The 14,282-nt window shown below is 64.0% G+C and carries 16 protein-coding genes; 10 read left to right on the forward strand and 6 right to left on the reverse strand.

Annotated elements, in window-relative coordinates; genetic code table 11:
• Nucleotides 1-262 precede the first annotated feature (262 nt).
• From AB4Z10_RS19570 to AB4Z10_RS19580, 3 genes are all read left to right on the forward strand, one after another.
• Nucleotides 263-397 carry a DUF3606 domain-containing protein gene (locus tag AB4Z10_RS19570; protein WP_441472056.1) on the forward strand — a complete coding sequence of 45 codons (135 nt, stop codon included), beginning with the start codon at nucleotides 263-265 and terminating at the stop codon, nucleotides 395-397.
• 312 nt (nucleotides 398-709) lie between these two features.
• Nucleotides 710-994: a BrnA antitoxin family protein gene (locus tag AB4Z10_RS19575; RefSeq protein ID WP_441472057.1), complete on the forward strand. Its 285-nt coding sequence runs from the start codon at nucleotides 710-712 to the stop codon at nucleotides 992-994.
• A 503-nt stretch (nucleotides 995-1,497) separates the two neighbouring features.
• Complete coding sequence (locus AB4Z10_RS19580) at nucleotides 1,498-2,058, forward strand: DNA-3-methyladenine glycosylase (protein ID WP_441472058.1); 561 nt, start codon at nucleotides 1,498-1,500, stop codon at nucleotides 2,056-2,058.
• Nucleotides 2,059-2,125: 67 nt separating this feature from the next.
• On the opposite strand, the gene AB4Z10_RS19585 is transcribed toward AB4Z10_RS19580, so the two are convergent.
• Together AB4Z10_RS19585 and AB4Z10_RS19590 are read right to left on the reverse strand one after the other, a co-directional pair.
• Nucleotides 2,126-2,332, reverse strand: coding sequence for a hypothetical protein (locus AB4Z10_RS19585; protein WP_441472059.1), 207 nt, complete (start codon nucleotides 2,330-2,332; stop codon nucleotides 2,126-2,128).
• A 230-nt stretch (nucleotides 2,333-2,562) separates the two neighbouring features.
• Complete coding sequence (locus AB4Z10_RS19590) at nucleotides 2,563-2,937, reverse strand: VOC family protein (RefSeq protein ID WP_441472060.1); 375 nt, start codon at nucleotides 2,935-2,937, stop codon at nucleotides 2,563-2,565.
• Nucleotides 2,938-3,008: 71 nt separating this feature from the next.
• Between AB4Z10_RS19590 and AB4Z10_RS19595 the strand changes: the two genes are divergently transcribed.
• Together AB4Z10_RS19595 and AB4Z10_RS19600 are read left to right on the forward strand one after the other, a co-directional pair.
• Nucleotides 3,009-3,395, forward strand: coding sequence for a cupin domain-containing protein (locus tag AB4Z10_RS19595; protein WP_441472061.1), 387 nt, complete (start codon nucleotides 3,009-3,011; stop codon nucleotides 3,393-3,395).
• A 142-nt stretch (nucleotides 3,396-3,537) separates the two neighbouring features.
• Nucleotides 3,538-4,716 carry a pyridoxal-phosphate-dependent aminotransferase family protein gene (locus AB4Z10_RS19600; protein WP_441472062.1) on the forward strand — a complete coding sequence of 393 codons (1,179 nt, stop codon included), beginning with the start codon at nucleotides 3,538-3,540 and terminating at the stop codon, nucleotides 4,714-4,716.
• A 113-nt stretch (nucleotides 4,717-4,829) separates the two neighbouring features.
• Here AB4Z10_RS19600 and AB4Z10_RS19605 read toward each other — a convergent pair whose 3' ends face one another.
• Together AB4Z10_RS19605 and AB4Z10_RS19610 are read right to left on the reverse strand one after the other, a co-directional pair.
• On the reverse strand, nucleotides 4,830-5,444 hold the full coding sequence (locus tag AB4Z10_RS19605) for a hypothetical protein (protein WP_441472063.1): 615 nt from the start codon (nucleotides 5,442-5,444) through the stop codon (nucleotides 4,830-4,832).
• A gap of 167 nt (nucleotides 5,445-5,611) precedes the next feature.
• Nucleotides 5,612-5,911, reverse strand: a complete 300-nt coding sequence (locus AB4Z10_RS19610; RefSeq protein ID WP_441472064.1) for a hypothetical protein — start codon at nucleotides 5,909-5,911, stop codon at nucleotides 5,612-5,614.
• A gap of 145 nt (nucleotides 5,912-6,056) precedes the next feature.
• Here AB4Z10_RS19610 and AB4Z10_RS19615 point away from each other — a divergent pair, with 145 nt between their 5' ends.
• A complete protein-coding gene (locus AB4Z10_RS19615) occupies nucleotides 6,057-6,791 on the forward strand; it encodes an ImuA family protein (RefSeq protein ID WP_441472065.1) in 735 nt (244 codons plus the stop codon).
• 388 nt (nucleotides 6,792-7,179) lie between these two features.
• On the opposite strand, the gene AB4Z10_RS19620 is transcribed toward AB4Z10_RS19615, so the two are convergent.
• Complete coding sequence (locus tag AB4Z10_RS19620; protein WP_441472126.1) at nucleotides 7,180-7,404, reverse strand: hypothetical protein; 225 nt, start codon at nucleotides 7,402-7,404, stop codon at nucleotides 7,180-7,182.
• Here AB4Z10_RS19620 and AB4Z10_RS19625 point away from each other — a divergent pair.
• Nucleotides 7,352-7,495, forward strand: a complete 144-nt coding sequence (locus tag AB4Z10_RS19625; RefSeq protein WP_441472131.1) for a hypothetical protein — start codon at nucleotides 7,352-7,354, stop codon at nucleotides 7,493-7,495. The two genes, AB4Z10_RS19620 and AB4Z10_RS19625, sit on opposite strands and share 53 nt — an antisense overlap.
• Nucleotides 7,496-7,548: 53 nt before the next feature.
• On the opposite strand, the gene AB4Z10_RS19630 is transcribed toward AB4Z10_RS19625, so the two are convergent.
• Nucleotides 7,549-8,118 carry a hypothetical protein gene (locus AB4Z10_RS19630; protein ID WP_441472066.1) on the reverse strand — a complete coding sequence of 190 codons (570 nt, stop codon included), beginning with the start codon at nucleotides 8,116-8,118 and terminating at the stop codon, nucleotides 7,549-7,551.
• A gap of 320 nt (nucleotides 8,119-8,438) precedes the next feature.
• On the opposite strand from AB4Z10_RS19630, the gene AB4Z10_RS19635 reads away from it, so the two are divergent.
• The 3 genes from AB4Z10_RS19635 to AB4Z10_RS19645 are packed head-to-tail and all read left to right on the forward strand — an operon-like array spanning nucleotide 8,439 to nucleotide 14,165.
• The gene (locus tag AB4Z10_RS19635) at nucleotides 8,439-9,305 is read left to right on the forward strand and encodes an ImuA family protein (protein ID WP_441472067.1); all 867 of its coding nucleotides are present in this window, start codon (nucleotides 8,439-8,441) and stop codon (nucleotides 9,303-9,305) included.
• Nucleotides 9,211-10,755, forward strand: a complete 1,545-nt coding sequence (locus tag AB4Z10_RS19640; protein ID WP_441472068.1) for a Y-family DNA polymerase — start codon at nucleotides 9,211-9,213, stop codon at nucleotides 10,753-10,755. The genes AB4Z10_RS19635 and AB4Z10_RS19640 overlap by 95 nt, the downstream gene beginning before the upstream one ends.
• Nucleotides 10,752-14,165, forward strand: coding sequence for an error-prone DNA polymerase (locus AB4Z10_RS19645; protein ID WP_441472069.1), 3,414 nt, complete (start codon nucleotides 10,752-10,754; stop codon nucleotides 14,163-14,165). Before AB4Z10_RS19640 ends, AB4Z10_RS19645 begins: the two co-directional genes overlap by 4 nt.
• The last annotated feature ends 117 nt before the right edge of the window (nucleotides 14,166-14,282 follow it).

Raw genomic sequence — 14,282 nt, forward strand, 5'->3', positions numbered from 1 at the left:
ATTCAGCGGATCCAAGCGAGGGCGTAATTATCTCCTGAGTGCCTTTCGGCTTGGCGCAACACAGGGACCACTCGGGTGGACGCCGCGGAACAGCGTTCCTCCCCTCCGGACACTCGCTCGGGCGAAACTGCCCTGGGAGGTGTCCCCAATGCCGGAACCGTCCGTTCCTTTGGGGATCTTAGCGCCAGGAGGATCACCCATACGACAAGAGCAGCCGTGGTGCACAGGATCGGTCGCGGGTTAATCTCAATGAGACTACGAGGTGCGCTATTGGAACGACAAATTCGGCGTCTCCAAAGCACGGCTTTACGATGCCGTGCCTGCCGCTGGTTCATCCGCCGAGGCTGTGGAGAGGGAGCTGCGCCGCAACAAATTGGGCGGGGAGAACAGGCAGTGAGCGCAACCGTCGAGATCCGCCGGCACCGCGAAAACTGGGTCATAGAGGGTGGATCGGCTCGCATCCAGATCACGTCCCCTCGGGATTCGTCGAACGCTTTGTTGAGGACTAGGCGACTTCGGAAGAGGTTGGCACTGCCGGATTCCCGAACCACCAAAGAACCATCATGGTCAGTGGCGTTCCCACTGACGTCTACGTGATAGGCGCCCTCCGTCGAAGCAACTTTCCAGGATTGAGCGGGTACAGGATTACGCCCCTTTTCCATCCAGTCCCTGTTACTATCGGTTATCAGGTGCCGGGTATGAGGACTTCATGAGCAACGATCGAACGCGCCGCCCGACGAGCGCGCGGGACAAGGCGGAAGCCCTTTTTGCTGCGCCGAAAGTGGCGCCACCTGCGTCAATCGAGAAGCGTACCGTTCTGCCGGGCGCCAAGGAGATGGTCACTCTTCGGATCGACAGCGAGGTGTTGGCGCACTTTCAGGATGGCGGCCCCGGCTGGCAGGACCGGATCAACGACGCACTCAGAAAGGCGATCCCAGCAGCCCTTGATGAGGGGCTGAGGCCGGACGAGCTTAACTCGTCCAACGATGGCTGATAATCGCCCGCGAGCCCCACTTCGATGACCGTGCAGCACTGGCTGATATAGCTCCGGCCAGAATCGCGAGACGCGATACGGGCCTGGCGCGCTGCGCCGCGACGCGAAGCACCGAGCCAGCTTTATCCCTAACAGGCCAGATTGTTCGGCGTCAGCTGCACCCAGTGCGATCCAAGCTTCGGATTAACGCAGCAAACCGGAATCGCCGGGGCAGTTGTAACGTCGTGGCGGCCTGGTCACACGAGAGGAGAGTGTGACGGATTGCTATTCATGGGGTTGCATCCGCGCGTACTGGGTCCGAAGCTGCACTTCGAGGGAGGCGAAGTTATGCGTACGCCTGACAGCTCAGATGCCTCTATGGCTCGGATCAATGGCATCCTCATTCGAGGTGCCATCGTCGTGGCGATCGCCGCCGCCACCATTCTCCCGCTGCTGCGCTGATTACTGCAGGCTTCAGGGCGCGAGTTGAAGTCCGCGCCATCAGCAAGCCCGCAATCGAACAAATGCCATCAACTTTGACCGAGCTGAAAGCCTTGACCGCGCTGGAGCTTGCACCACGCCTGATTGGCGTCGGGCTGCTCGTTGATAGCGTAGGAGGAACCATCGTCGAAACCGAGGCCTATCTCGCTGACGATCCAGCTTCGCACAGTTTCCGAGGCCCGACACCGCGGAATGCGGCTATGTTTGGGCCTTCCTGGCACGCTTACGTTTATCGGTCCTATGGGCTGCACTGGTGCTTTAACATTGTCGCTGCGGGCGATGGCGCGGTCTTGATCAGAGCCATCGAACCGACAGATGGGTTGGCTGAAATGCAGGCGCGCCGCGGCAGCATGATCAATCTCTGCAATGGGCCAGGGCGCTTGGCCCAGGCGCTCGGGATAACAAGCGCTCATGATGGATTGAGCTTGGAACGCAGCCCTTTCTCGATCGTAGACCGAACACATGCGCCGGAGATTTCTTGCAGCGCCCGGATTGGGATTTCGAAAGCCGCCGAGCAGCCATGGCGATATGGCCTAGCCGGCTCGCGCTTTGTGAGCAAGCCGTTCCCAAAACCTGGCAGATAGCTCTGGCCGGCGGCTGAGTGGCTCATGGTCAATCTTTTTGAAGCTTTCCGAGATTGCCAGGCAGCCCTCAGAACGGGAGATCGTCCGGCCGTAATAGGCTCTGGTCCGGCTCGGGGCCGCTCGCATTCTCACCCTTGTGGGCCTCATCCCATTCGCGAATTGCCGAAGTCAGGCTCTGGAACTCGCGGCCCTTTTCGGAAACGCGGAGAGCGTCGCTCACGGCGGCCGGGCGCTGGACGGCCGCTTGATATTCATCTTGGTTGGAAATGCACACCTGTCGTCTCCAAGCTGTATCGCCTGGACGAGGAAAAGGCCCGCGGTGCCTCTGTTCCAAGGCAGCCAAGCGTTGAGCCCTGCGGAAGCAGCGCGATGGGCGGCCGTTCGCGGGATGGGCTACCCTTTCGCCCGCGGAGGCGTCAGTGGCTGCTGGTGGAAATCGTCCGTTGTTCCACCCGGGATGGCGCGCCGGTGCCGAGCTAGTTGCACATCGTTAAAGGGCCAAGCCTACTTCGTCGGCTGAGAGCGCGCGGTGAGCTTGTTCCCGTCAGGGTCGCGAAGGTATGCGACGAAAGCACCATTGGGACGCTCGCTCGGCGGGGTCTCGATGGACTTTCCCCCATGCGTCGTTCCGGCATCGTGCCAGGCCTGGACATGCTCTCGGCTAGCCGCAGCGATGCCGATAGTCCCGCCGTTGGCGAAGGTTGCCGGATTGCCATCGATCGGAGTTGTTATCATCAGCCGGCCGCCGCTGTGGGCGTAGATCAGCCTGCCTCTGGCATCGACCTCACCCGGTTGACCTCCAAGCGCGACGAATGTGGCGTCGTAGAAGCCCTTGGATCGCTCCAGGTCGTTGCTGCCGATCATGATGTGCGTGAACATGTTTCTCTCCGAAAGTCCTGCGTGAGGTCATTGCATCGTAGGGTGGGGGAGCCGCTGAAAGGAACCAACGCATGCGCGTGATTGAGCCCAACGCCGAGCTCGAAAAGTGGCGAGAGGGCGTGCTGACCTCGATGCGGGTTTCAGCCGTCGTCGGATCGCACCAGCTCTGCATCTTCGAGCAGCTTTGCCAACCAGGCCTTGGCGCGCCGATGCACTCGCATACGGTCGAAGAAATTCTGGAGGTCATTGAGGGGCAGGCCGAGATCCGCATCGAGGACGAGGTTATGTCGGTCTTGCCCAACCAGTCGGTCATCGTGCCCGCTGGCAGCCGTCATGGATTTACGAACAGCGGAGCCGGAACACTGAAAGTTCGCGCCACTCTCGCTTCGCCGGTTTTCGAGGCCAGCTACGACGACAGCGGAGAGCTGAAACGGAGGTACAGCCCGAACGCCTCATAGAGATTTTTGGACGCCGCCTGCCGATCGAGTCGGCACACGCGTCATGCAGCGCGAGATGTCGAGCAATGCGCGCACGCACTTGCCCGGGAAACGCGCTTGGCGGATCTCTGCTGTGGTGATTTTACTGTCCTGAGGATTCGGCATGTCCCTGGCGAATGGTCGGCCGCTACTCGCGATGCCAGGCCCCACCAATATTCCCGATCGCGTGCTCCAGGCGATGATGCGGCCGGCTGAGGAACTCAGTTCCGACAGCATCGTGAGCCTGACCGAAACGGTTCTCTCCGATCTCAAGCGCGTCTTCCGGACTGACGGCGAAACCTTCGTCTACGCCGCCAACGGCCATGGTGGATGGGAGGCGGCCTTCAGCAATGTTCTGTCGCGAGGCGACAGGGTTCTCGTGCTCGAAAGCGGCCGCTTCGCCGTCGGCTGGGGTGAGATGGCCCGCTTCATGGGCGTCGATGTCGAGATGCTCCCCGGTAGCTGGCGCCGGGCCGTCGATCCCGCAGCAGTCGAGGCCCGGCTACGCAACGATACGCAGCACGCGATCAAGGCTGTGATGGTCGTTCAGATTGATACCGCAGCAGGAATCGTCAACGATATCCCGGCCATTCGCAGGGCCATCGACGCCGCCGGTCACCCCGCTCTGTTCATGGTCGATGCCATTGCCTCCCTTGGCTGCATGGAATTCGAGATGGATGCCTGGCGCATCGACGTTGGCGTCTCAGCCTCGCAGAAGGGTCTCATGTCTTCGCCAGGCCTCGCCTTCGTCGCGGCCAACGAGAAAGCTCTGGCCGCCCATAAGCGCGCCGACCTGCGCACCGGCTATTGGGATTGGAGTGGCCGGATGAACGTGCTGGCCTACATGAAGCATTGCGGCACTGCGCCTGAGCATCTCCTCTTCGGACAGCGTGCCGCGCTCGACATGATCTTCGAGGAAGGGCTGGAGGCGATCTGGCGCCGCCACGCCGCCCTTGCCAAGGCGACACATGCTGCCGTCGAACTCTGGTCGAGTGGTCAGGCTCTCACCTTCGGAGTGACCGAGGGATCCGAGCGAGCGCCGTCTGTGACGGCGGTGTTAACGCCTAACGTCGACGTAAGCGTCATCACCGCCTTCGCGCGCGACGTCTGTGGCGTGACGCTCGGCCTCGGGATTGGAGATTATCACGGCAAAGCCTTCCGGATCGCCCACATGGGTCATTTCAACGCTGCGGCGCTTATTGGAGCGCTCGGAGCCGTTGAGATGGCGCTTCAAGCCAAAGAAATCCCGCACGGCCCGGGTGGTGTGGCAGCCGCAATCGCCAGCCTGGCCGCCGCCGCGTGAAAGATACGGCGATTATGCCGCATGGAGGCCCTGAACAGACGGGGTGTCGCTCATGCCGACAGGTGCAGGCGATAGCTGGATAGCTTCTCTCCCGTCCCTCCGGGCGGCATACCTCACCGAAGCAAACCTTCAGCCTCAAACTCTTCCCAGCCGTCGAGGCCGGTTTTCTGTTCGTCCGGACCGGTCGCTGCCTTACGGGATTTGGCCAAACGCTTTCCCGCGCGCGTCAAAGCTGCTTTCCCTGCTGCTCGCCGCCGGTTCTCTGCTGTCGTTGCGATATCCTCTTCCCGCCAGATTTCCGGCAGGCCGCTATCGAGGACTTGCTCGATGAAACTTGGGGTGAACACGTGGAATGTGACGGCTTTGGCTCGGCCACGCAGCTTGACCGTTCTGGTTCCCGCGCTCTGCAGTCGTCCATCATTGAGCCACTTGTGGCGCTCACGAGATGAAATGGAGAGAATGTCCTCGGCCTCGCTGGGGAGGATGGGCAACTCGGCAATATCGGCCAACATATCCGCTACGATCGCAGATCGAGCGTCAAACTCAGCAGCTTCGGCGTCCGGCATGTGAAGGATCGCTTTGCCGGTTTCGACCGTGAGGTGCTTCCGCGTCGACCAAGGAAGCCGCCGCCTCATTTCCCGCTCGATTCCCTTGGCGCGGACCGGCGATCCAAGTGTAATTGTAGATGGGAGAGGCCATTCGGCGAGCTGCGTTGAGGTGCGCTTCACATGATGCTCTGCTCAGGATTGCGGGCCCGGGATTAATCGCACGGATCGATCGCGTGTTCCCAGCTTCTATGTTCCTGGTGGCTGCGGCACGTACGTTGCTCCCTAGTACGTGGGCGTCCTGAAGGTCGTCGATACTCTGTTGGCGATCAGTTGGCTCCCGACTTCAGCTACTCTTTTCGGAGCTTTTGGCGATCGAGCTGCGCTTCAGCGAGCTCCTGCCGGAGGCGCTCGTTCACGCCTTCCAGTTCGGCCCGCAAGGCGCCTCGATCGAGTTCGGCAGGCATTGCCTCGCTGTTGACCGTCTGATCGAGAATATCTGCCAAGACGGTGTGAAGGAACTGGGAGCATTCCCCTTCATTCTCCGGCGTTGGAACCAGGATCTGCGCTAGAAGTGCCAGTGCCAGCCCTCGCCAAGCGACGACCTCGTAGGACTGCTCAACGATTTCGGTTGGATCATCGGAGATCATCAGTACTCCTGCTTGGAGGAAGAGGCTGTGCCTCGGCAACCTCCCGTCGTGTCGCTGTGTTCCCGCCAAACACCGAGCTTGACTCTTGGTCTGTCAACGAGAACATAAAGGGAACATCAGGCATCGTTCTGGCAGGTAAAGCCCGTTGCGGCCACAGCCGGTATTTCAGTCGCTCCGCGACCAGATTGAGCGGATCGAGGGCCGAGGCGCCCGCGGTCGGACTGTGCTGCCGTTCGGAATCGCGACGCTTGATTCGCGCTTGCCTGGTGGAGGCCTAACGCTGGGGGCACTCCATGAAGTCGCCGGCGGCGGAAATGGGGCGATTGATGGTGCGGCAGCGGCTTTGTTTAGCGCCGGAGTTGCCGCCAGGAGTCGTGGCAAGGTGCTCTGGTGTCTCACCCGAGCCGATCTTTTCGCGCCGGCGATGGCGCAGGCGGGGCTGATCCCTGACCGCGTGATCTATGTCGAGGCAGGAGATGACAAGACGGTGCTCGCCTGCATGGAAGAGGGCCTGCGCCATGGCGGGCTGGGCTCCGTCGTCGGCGAGGTAGCCCGCTTGTCCATGACGGCGTCACGTCGCCTTCAGCTGGCTGCGGAGGGGACAGGTGCTATCGGCATCGCGCTGCGACGATGGCGACGAGAGGTCGATGCCTCCGATTTCGGTCAGCCCACGGCGGCGATGACCCGATGGCGCGTCTCGGTTCTGCCATCGACAGTGTTGCCGGTGCCTGGAATGGGACGACCGCGCTGGCTTGTTGAACTGATCAGGGCCAGGGCGGGCGAGAGCGCGGATTTCGAATTGGAGGCATGCGATGACACGGGTCGTCTCGGTCTTCCTCCCGAACTGGTCGATCGATCGGTTCCGGCGGATGGCTCGTGAGCGGCGGACCGGGTGCGGAAGCGGTCAACAGCGACGGATGATGTGACATCCCAGAATTTCGCGGCCTGGGAGAGCCGATCGAACGTCTTCGTCACTTCAGCCCACGCCGCCCATGTCTGATCGTTGAGATCGATCTCCACCTTGATCTCTGTCGCGATGATCGCTGCCGCGACCTTCAAGGCCTCCTCTTCCGCTTCCTCGAAAGCAACGCGCGCGGTCGGGATGGACGACTTCATCACAACGCGAAGTGGCAACTGTTCGCGACGTCGCAGTTTCCGCCAGGCGCGACGCCGATCTGCGACCGCTTCGTTAAGATCCGACTGGAGCAAGACCTTCTGGTGCGCCGCATTGTTGATCAACTGCTTTAGGCCCCCGAGGTCCGGGCTGGTCAGGCTCGCCACCTCGGCGCTCTTGATCTCCCCGACCAAGGGCCCTGGCTGCGGCTCTGGTCCGGGTGCATCGGCTCGGGTGGAACCGGTGGCTCCAGATAGACCTCAGCTGGGGTCGACGCTCGTCTTACGGGGCGAGGCGAACTCAGATTGCGAGTGTAGGAAATGCCAGTGCCGGGCAGGCCCATGGTCAGACGGCTGCCGCGCGGGCCGATGTTGATCATCGCTCCCGGCACGCCGGCGCTCACGCTCACACCGCTGAGGCTGAAGTTCACCCTGCGCCGGGAAAGAGACGAACGGAACGCCGAAACCTGAATCCCATGAAGCGTCCTTTCCACCGGCCTGCACAGGCAGCCGCGGTCGCCGAGCTAGAGGGTGGGGGAATTTCTGGAACTCTCGGCTGGCTTCGAAGGCGTCTGCTGCTCCTTCAGGTTCTTCCCGATCAGATCGCCGCGTGACCGGATGACATAAGCGGTGACGACCTCCCGGACACGATCCTCCGCGATCTTCCGAACCAATGAGCGATCTGACGGCCCACCGGACTCGTTTTCCACCAGCTCGGTGGTGACCTTCACGAGCGCGTCGATGTCGTTTTGGCAGAAGATCATGGCCGCCTTCGCGACAACTTCCGCCTTCTCGTCGGTTAAGAGCATCGTCGCCCCTTCCTTGCCGATGCAGGCGAGTGTTTTCGTCCGAATAAGGTCTCGGGTCTTCTCCAGGAGCTCGGTCCTTTCGGCCCGAGCAGCCTTGGCACGGGTCTCGGCCTCTATCCGCTGCGCCTCGGCATGCGCCGCAGCGGCCTCCCGTTCGGCTCTTTCCTTCTCCAGCCTGGCCTGGCGGTCGGCGCGTTCCCTCTCCTCATTGGCCTTTTGCTCGGCTGTCCTACGCTCAGCGTCCGCCCGAGAGGTTGCGATCTGGCTGGCCAAGCGAACGCGCACGGCTCGCTCCAGGTCGGTTAGATATGCACCTGTGTAGAAAGCTTGGGCGTCGAGCGATGTCGCGGTCAGGTCAACGACGCGGGCGCTGGGCCGGGTTGTGCGCGCTACCCCGTTCTCACTCACCTGATGAAAGGGCTCAGATCAAGTGGAGCAGCGGCTGCCGACACATTTTGGCTACCAATGCCGACACACTACCCGCTCGTGCCGACAAACTTCGTGTGTTGGCACACAGGGGCGAGACGGAGGGCGGCGAGACTCGACTCGCCTTCCGACGGGGAGAGGTCTATAAAAGAACAAAGAGAGAACAATTGCATCATCCCATGACCGTAACCACCGCCCCGACCCTGTCCGATCTGCGCCGTAGTCTTGCCGAGGCGGCCCTGCGCGCCGGCCCGGCTTCGCAGGCGCGGATCGGTCTGGGCGTGGCTTCGCTGGACGAGGCCCTGAATGGCGGGCTCGCGCGGGCGGCGCTGCACGAGGTCTACGCCGCTGAGGTTGCCGATCTCGCCGCCGCGACCGGTTTCGCGCTCGGCCTCGCGCTGCGGGCGGGGCGGATCGAATGGAAGGGAGGCGGAGGCCCCATCCTCTGGGCGCGGCAGGATTTCGTCGATGCCGAGGCTGGGCGGCTCCATGCACCGGGCCTGAACGAGCTCGGCCTCGATCCGGCGCGCCTGCTCCTGGTGCGGGCGCGCGACGGCGAAAGCGCGCTACGGGCCGGCGCCGAGGCGGCGCGCTGCCCCGCGCTCGGTGCCGTGCTGATCGAACCCTGGGGCGAGCCGCGCTCCTTCGATCTGACGGCGAGCCGCCGCCTCGCCCTGGCGGCGGAGAGCTCGGGCGTGCCGGTTCTGCTTTTGCGCGTGGCGGCGGCCGAGGCGCCGAGCGCGGCGCGCACGCGCTGGCAGGTCCGGGCGCTCGCATCGCGGGCGCTGGAGGCCAATGCCCCGGGTGCCCCGGCTTTTGCGGTGAGATTGCTGCGCCAGCGCGGCGGCGCGGCGGAACGTGAGTGGCGTGTGGAGTGGGACCGTGACCGACGATCTTTCGCGGAACGCAGCCTTTTCGACCGATCCGACAGACGGGCTTCCCGGACAGACCATGCCGCGCCGCTATCTCGCCCTCTGGTTTCCCTTCCTGGCGACGGACAGGTTGCGGCGGATGGGCGCGATTCCGGCCTTCGGCGCGCCGGCTGAGAAGCCGTATGTCCTGGTCGAGACGCAGCATAACGCGCTGCGCCTGGTCGATTGCGACAAGCGCGCCATAGATCTCGGCCTGACGCGAGATATGACGCTGGCCGATGCCCGCGCCCGCATCCCCGATCTCGTCGCGCTGGAGGCGCAGCCGCAGGTCGACAGCGCATTCATCGAGGCGCTCGCTGCCTTCTGCGACCGTTTCACCCCGCTGGTCGCGCGCGACGAGCCGCATGGCCTCATGCTCGACATCACCGGCTGTGCCCATCTCTTCGGCGGCGAGGAGGGGATGGTCGGCCTTGTGCGGCGGGTGATGGACCGGATGGGCTTGAGCCTGAAAGCCGCCATCGCAGGCACGCCCGACGCCGCCCGCGCCTGCGCCCGCTTCGCCCGGGGCGGCATTATCCCGCCGGGGCGGGACGAAGCGGCGCTTCGCCCGCTACCGGTCGCGGCTCTGGAGGCAGAAGCAGAGACCGTGATTGCACTCTCCCGCGCCGGCTTGAAGAGCCTGGCCGATCTCGCGGAGCGCCCCTCTGAAACCTTGTCCTCCCGCTTCGGCGAGGCGTTGGCGACGAAGCTCAGGCGCATCCTCGGCCGCGAGGATCGGCGCATCACACCCCTGCGCCAGCCGCCGGACTGCGTGGTCGAGCGCCATTTCGCCGAGCCTTTCGCCGATACTGCGAGCCTCGAGGCGGTGGTCATCCGCCTGATAGGGGAGGCGGCTCGTGTGCTGGAGGCACGTGGCGAAGGCGGGCGCCTCTTCGAGATCGGCTTCTTCCGCAGCGACGGCGCTGTCCGCCGTCTCGCCATCGAGACCGGCCGCCCGTCGCGCGACGCCAAGGCGCTGCTGCGGCTCTATCGCGAGCGTGTCGAGACGCTGGCCGATCCGCTGGACCCGGGCTTCGGTTTCGATGCGATCAAGCTCGCCGTGCCCGTTTGCGAACCGCTGAACACGCCGCAACACAGCCTCGATGGCCGCGCCGTCGAGGAGGAGGCCGTGGCCGATCTCGTCGACCGGCTCGTCACCCGCTTTGGCCGTGACCGGGTGCTGCGCTTCGCGGTGCAGGACACGCACCATCCCGTCCGCGCTGCGAAAGCGCTCTCGGCCGCCGCGCCTCTGCCGGAAGCGATCTGGCCCGAGCCCGAGCCGGCGGAGCCGCCGGCCCGTCCGCTCCAGCTCTTCGAACCGCCGCAGCCGGTCGAGGCCATCGCGGAAGTGCCGGACGGCCCGCCGATCCGCTTCCGTTGGCGCCGCCTCATCCATGACGTCGCCCGCGCCGAGGGGCCGGAGCGCATCGCGCCCGAATGGTGGCGCGACGGCAGCGACGAGCCGATGCGCGATTACTACCGCGTCGAAGACGCCGAAGGCCGTCGCTTCTGGCTCTATCGCACCGGCTTTTACGAGGCCGACAGCGCCCCGCCGCGCTGGTTCCTGCACGGGCTCTTCGCATGAATCAGATTGCGAATGCCTTCGCCGAACCTGTTGCCGCCACGCATTTTTCCTTCCTGCGCGGAGCCTCCCCGGGGCCGCATATGGTGCTGACGGCGCTGCTGCTCGGCTATTCCGGCATCGGCATCGCCGACCGCAACACGGTGGCCGGCGTCGTGCGCGCCTGGGCGGCACTGAAGCAAGTGCGCGAGTACGGTCTGCCGGCGCCCGACAAGGTCAGGGAAGGCGGCAGCCCAGGGGAGTATTTTTGGGCCGAGAACCCCGAATTCGCCGCTCTGCCCTTCACGCCCGAGGAGATGAAAGCGAAGGCCGATGGCTTCAAGCTCGCGACCGGCACCCGTCTCGTCTTCGCCGACGGCACGCCCGACATCGTCGTCTATCCCGCCAATCGCGTCGGCTGGGGCCGCCTTTGCCGTTTGCTCAGCCATGGCAACCTGAAGGACGGCGTGAAGAAGGGCGAGTGCCATCTCGTTCTCGACGACCTCCTGAACGATGCCCGCGACCTGCTGCTGATCCTGATGCCTGCGCGCAGCCTCGATGGCCTGTCTGCATTGCTCGCCAAGCTGGACGATGCTGCGCCCGGCGCTGTCTGGCTCGCCGCCAGCATGCACCGGCGCGGCGACGACCGCCGCCGCCTTGCGCGCCTGAAGGTGATCGCGGCAGCGACTCGCACGCCGCTGATCGCGACCAATGATGCGCTCTACGATTCCATCGGGCAGTGCGACCTGCAGGACGTGCTCACCTGCATCCGCGAGGGCACCACCATCGAGCGGGCCGGGCGTCTGCTGGAAGCCAATGCCGAGCGCCATCTCAAGCTGCCGCAGGAAATGGCCCGTCTTTTCCGCGACGCGCCCGAGGCGATCGCCGAAACGCAAGCCCTGTTCTCCCGCATCGAGTTCGATCTCCGACAGCTCAAATACGAATATCCGGACGAGCCGATCCCGCCCGGCTGGAAGGATCAGGACTGGCTGGTGGAACTGGTCCGCCGCTGCTGCCTGATCCGCTATCCCGACGGCGTGTCGGAGAAGGTCGAGAAGCTGCTGGCGAAGGAACTCGATCTGATCGGGAAGCTCGAATACGCCCGCTACTTCCTGACGATCCGCCAGATCGTCGAATTCGCTAACAGCAGGGGCATTCTCTGCCAGGGCCGCGGCTCGGCCGCCAATTCCGCCGTCTGTTACGTGCTCGGCATCACTGCGGTCGACCCGGACGAGAATGACGTGCTGTTCGAGCGCTTCATCTCCACCGAGCGCAAGGAGCCGCCCGATATCGACGTCGATTTCGAGCACGAGCGGCGCGAGGAGGTGATCCAGTGGATCTACAAGTTCTATGGCCGTGAGCGTGCCGGCATCGCCGCGACCGTGATCCATTACCGGCCGCGCAGTGCCATTCGCGAGGCTGGCAAGGTCCTGGGCCTGACCGAGGACGTCACCGCCCGCATCGCCGATACCAATTGGGGGAGCTGGGGCAGCGAGATCGGCGATGCCCGCGTCCGTCAGGCCGGGCTCGATCCGACCAATCCGACGATCCGCCGCGCCGTCGATTTCGCCACCCGCCTGCTCGGCTATCCGCGCCATCTCTCGCAGCATGTCGGCGGCTTCGTCCTGTCGCGCGGGCGGCTCGACGAGACCGTGCCGATCGGCAACGCCGCAATGGACGACCGCACCTTCATCGAATGGGACCGTGACGACATCGACGAGCTCGGATTGATGAAAGTCGATGTGCTGGCGCTGGGCATGCTGACCTGCATCCGCAAGGCCTTCGATCTGATCAAGGCGAACGGGGGAAAGGATTACGCGCTCGCCGACCTCAAGGATGGCGACGAGGCGACCTACGACATGCTCTGCGAGGGCAAGTCGCTCGGTGTCTTCCAGGTCGAGAGCCGCGCCCAGATGAACATGCTGCCGCGGCTGAAGCCTCGGGAATTCTACGACCTCGTCATACAAGTAGCGATCGTCCGACCTGGTCCGATCCAAGGCGATATGGTTCATCCTTATTTGCGGCGACGAAACGAAGAGGAGAAGGTCGATTATCCATCGCCAAAGCCCCCTCACGACAAAAATGAATTGAAAGAGGTCCTGGAAAAAACCCTTGGCGTTCCGCTCTTTCAAGAACAAGCAATGAAACTTGCAATGGTGGCCGCAGCCTTTTCGGATGTCGATGCCAATGGTCTTCGCAAAGCGATGGCGACTTTTCGTAACGCCGGCACTATCCATCACTTCAAGGACAAGATGATCGAAAACATGGTCGCGCGCGGCTATGAGCGCGATTTCGCCCAGCGCTGCTTCGAGCAGATCAAGGGCTTCGGCAGCTATGGCTTCCCGGAAAGCCACGCCGCCTCCTTCGCCAAGCTGGTCTACATCTCCTCCTTCCTGAAGCGATGGTACCCGGCCGCTTTTGCCGCCGCGCTGCTGAATTCCCAGCCGATGGGCTTCTACGCTCCGGCCCAGATTGTCCGTGAGGCGGAAGAGAACGGTAGCGTCGAAGCGCGGCCGGCCGATGTCAATTCCAGCTTTTTGGACAACAGCTTGGAAGCCGTTTCGGAATCGAGCTCTTACCATGACCGGCCGCGTCAGGAGAGCAAAAGGGACCCCTTCGCCCTGCGTCTGGGCTTCCGTCAGATCGACGGCTTCAAGGATGAATGGGGGAAGGCCATCGCCAGGGAGCGGGAAGCAGGCGGCCCGTACCGCGACGTCGAGGAACTGATGCGCCGCGCCGGCCTTCCCGCCCGCGCCATGCGCCTGCTCGCCGATGCCGATGCCTTCCGCTCGCTCGGGCTGGACCGGCGCGAGGCGCTCTGGGCCGTGCGCCGCCTGCCGGACGATGCCGTTCTGCCGCTTTTCCAGGCTGCGCAGGCGCGCGAGCTGGGCTCGGAGCGGAGCATGGCGCTGCCGGTCATGCCGCTCGCCGAGCATATCGTCGCCGATTACCAGACCGTCCGGCTCTCGCTGAAGGGGCACCCGATGCAACTGCTGCGTACGCGCTTCCGGCGCGAGGGCATCCTGAGCTGCGCCGAGACCGATGCGAAGCCCGACGCCGCCTTCGTCCGCACGGCCGGCGTCGTGCTGGTGCGCCAGCGCCCGGGCAACGGCAATGCCATCTTCGTCACGCTGGAGGACGAGACCGGCATCACCAATGTCGTGATCTGGGCGCGGCTGTTCGAGCGCTTCCGCCGTGAGGTCATGGGCGCGCGGCTGATGCTGGTCGAGGGCAGGGTGCAGAAAAGCGTCGAAGGCGTCGTCCATCTCATGGCCCAGCGTATCGTCGACCGCTCGGCCGATCTGCTTTCGCTGTCGGACACGCACCGCGCCGAGGTCCCCATGTCCGTCGACGAGCTGAAGAACCCGCCGCTGCCGCGCCACCGCCATCCGCGCAATGTCCGGATCCTGCCGAAATCGCGGGATTTCCATTGAGAAGCAGGCACTCGTTCGTTTCGCCTCCTGCGTGGCCCCGCTGAATGCCGCTGTCCGGTCGTCGTCGGAACATCACTCGCCTGCGGGTGTGCAGCGTTCGTTAAAACAATCTTCTCC

Origin of the sequence: Allobosea sp. RAF48 (assembly GCF_052114025.1) — a bacterium.
In the GTDB taxonomy this organism is placed as follows: Bacteria; Pseudomonadota; Alphaproteobacteria; order Rhizobiales; family Beijerinckiaceae; genus Allobosea.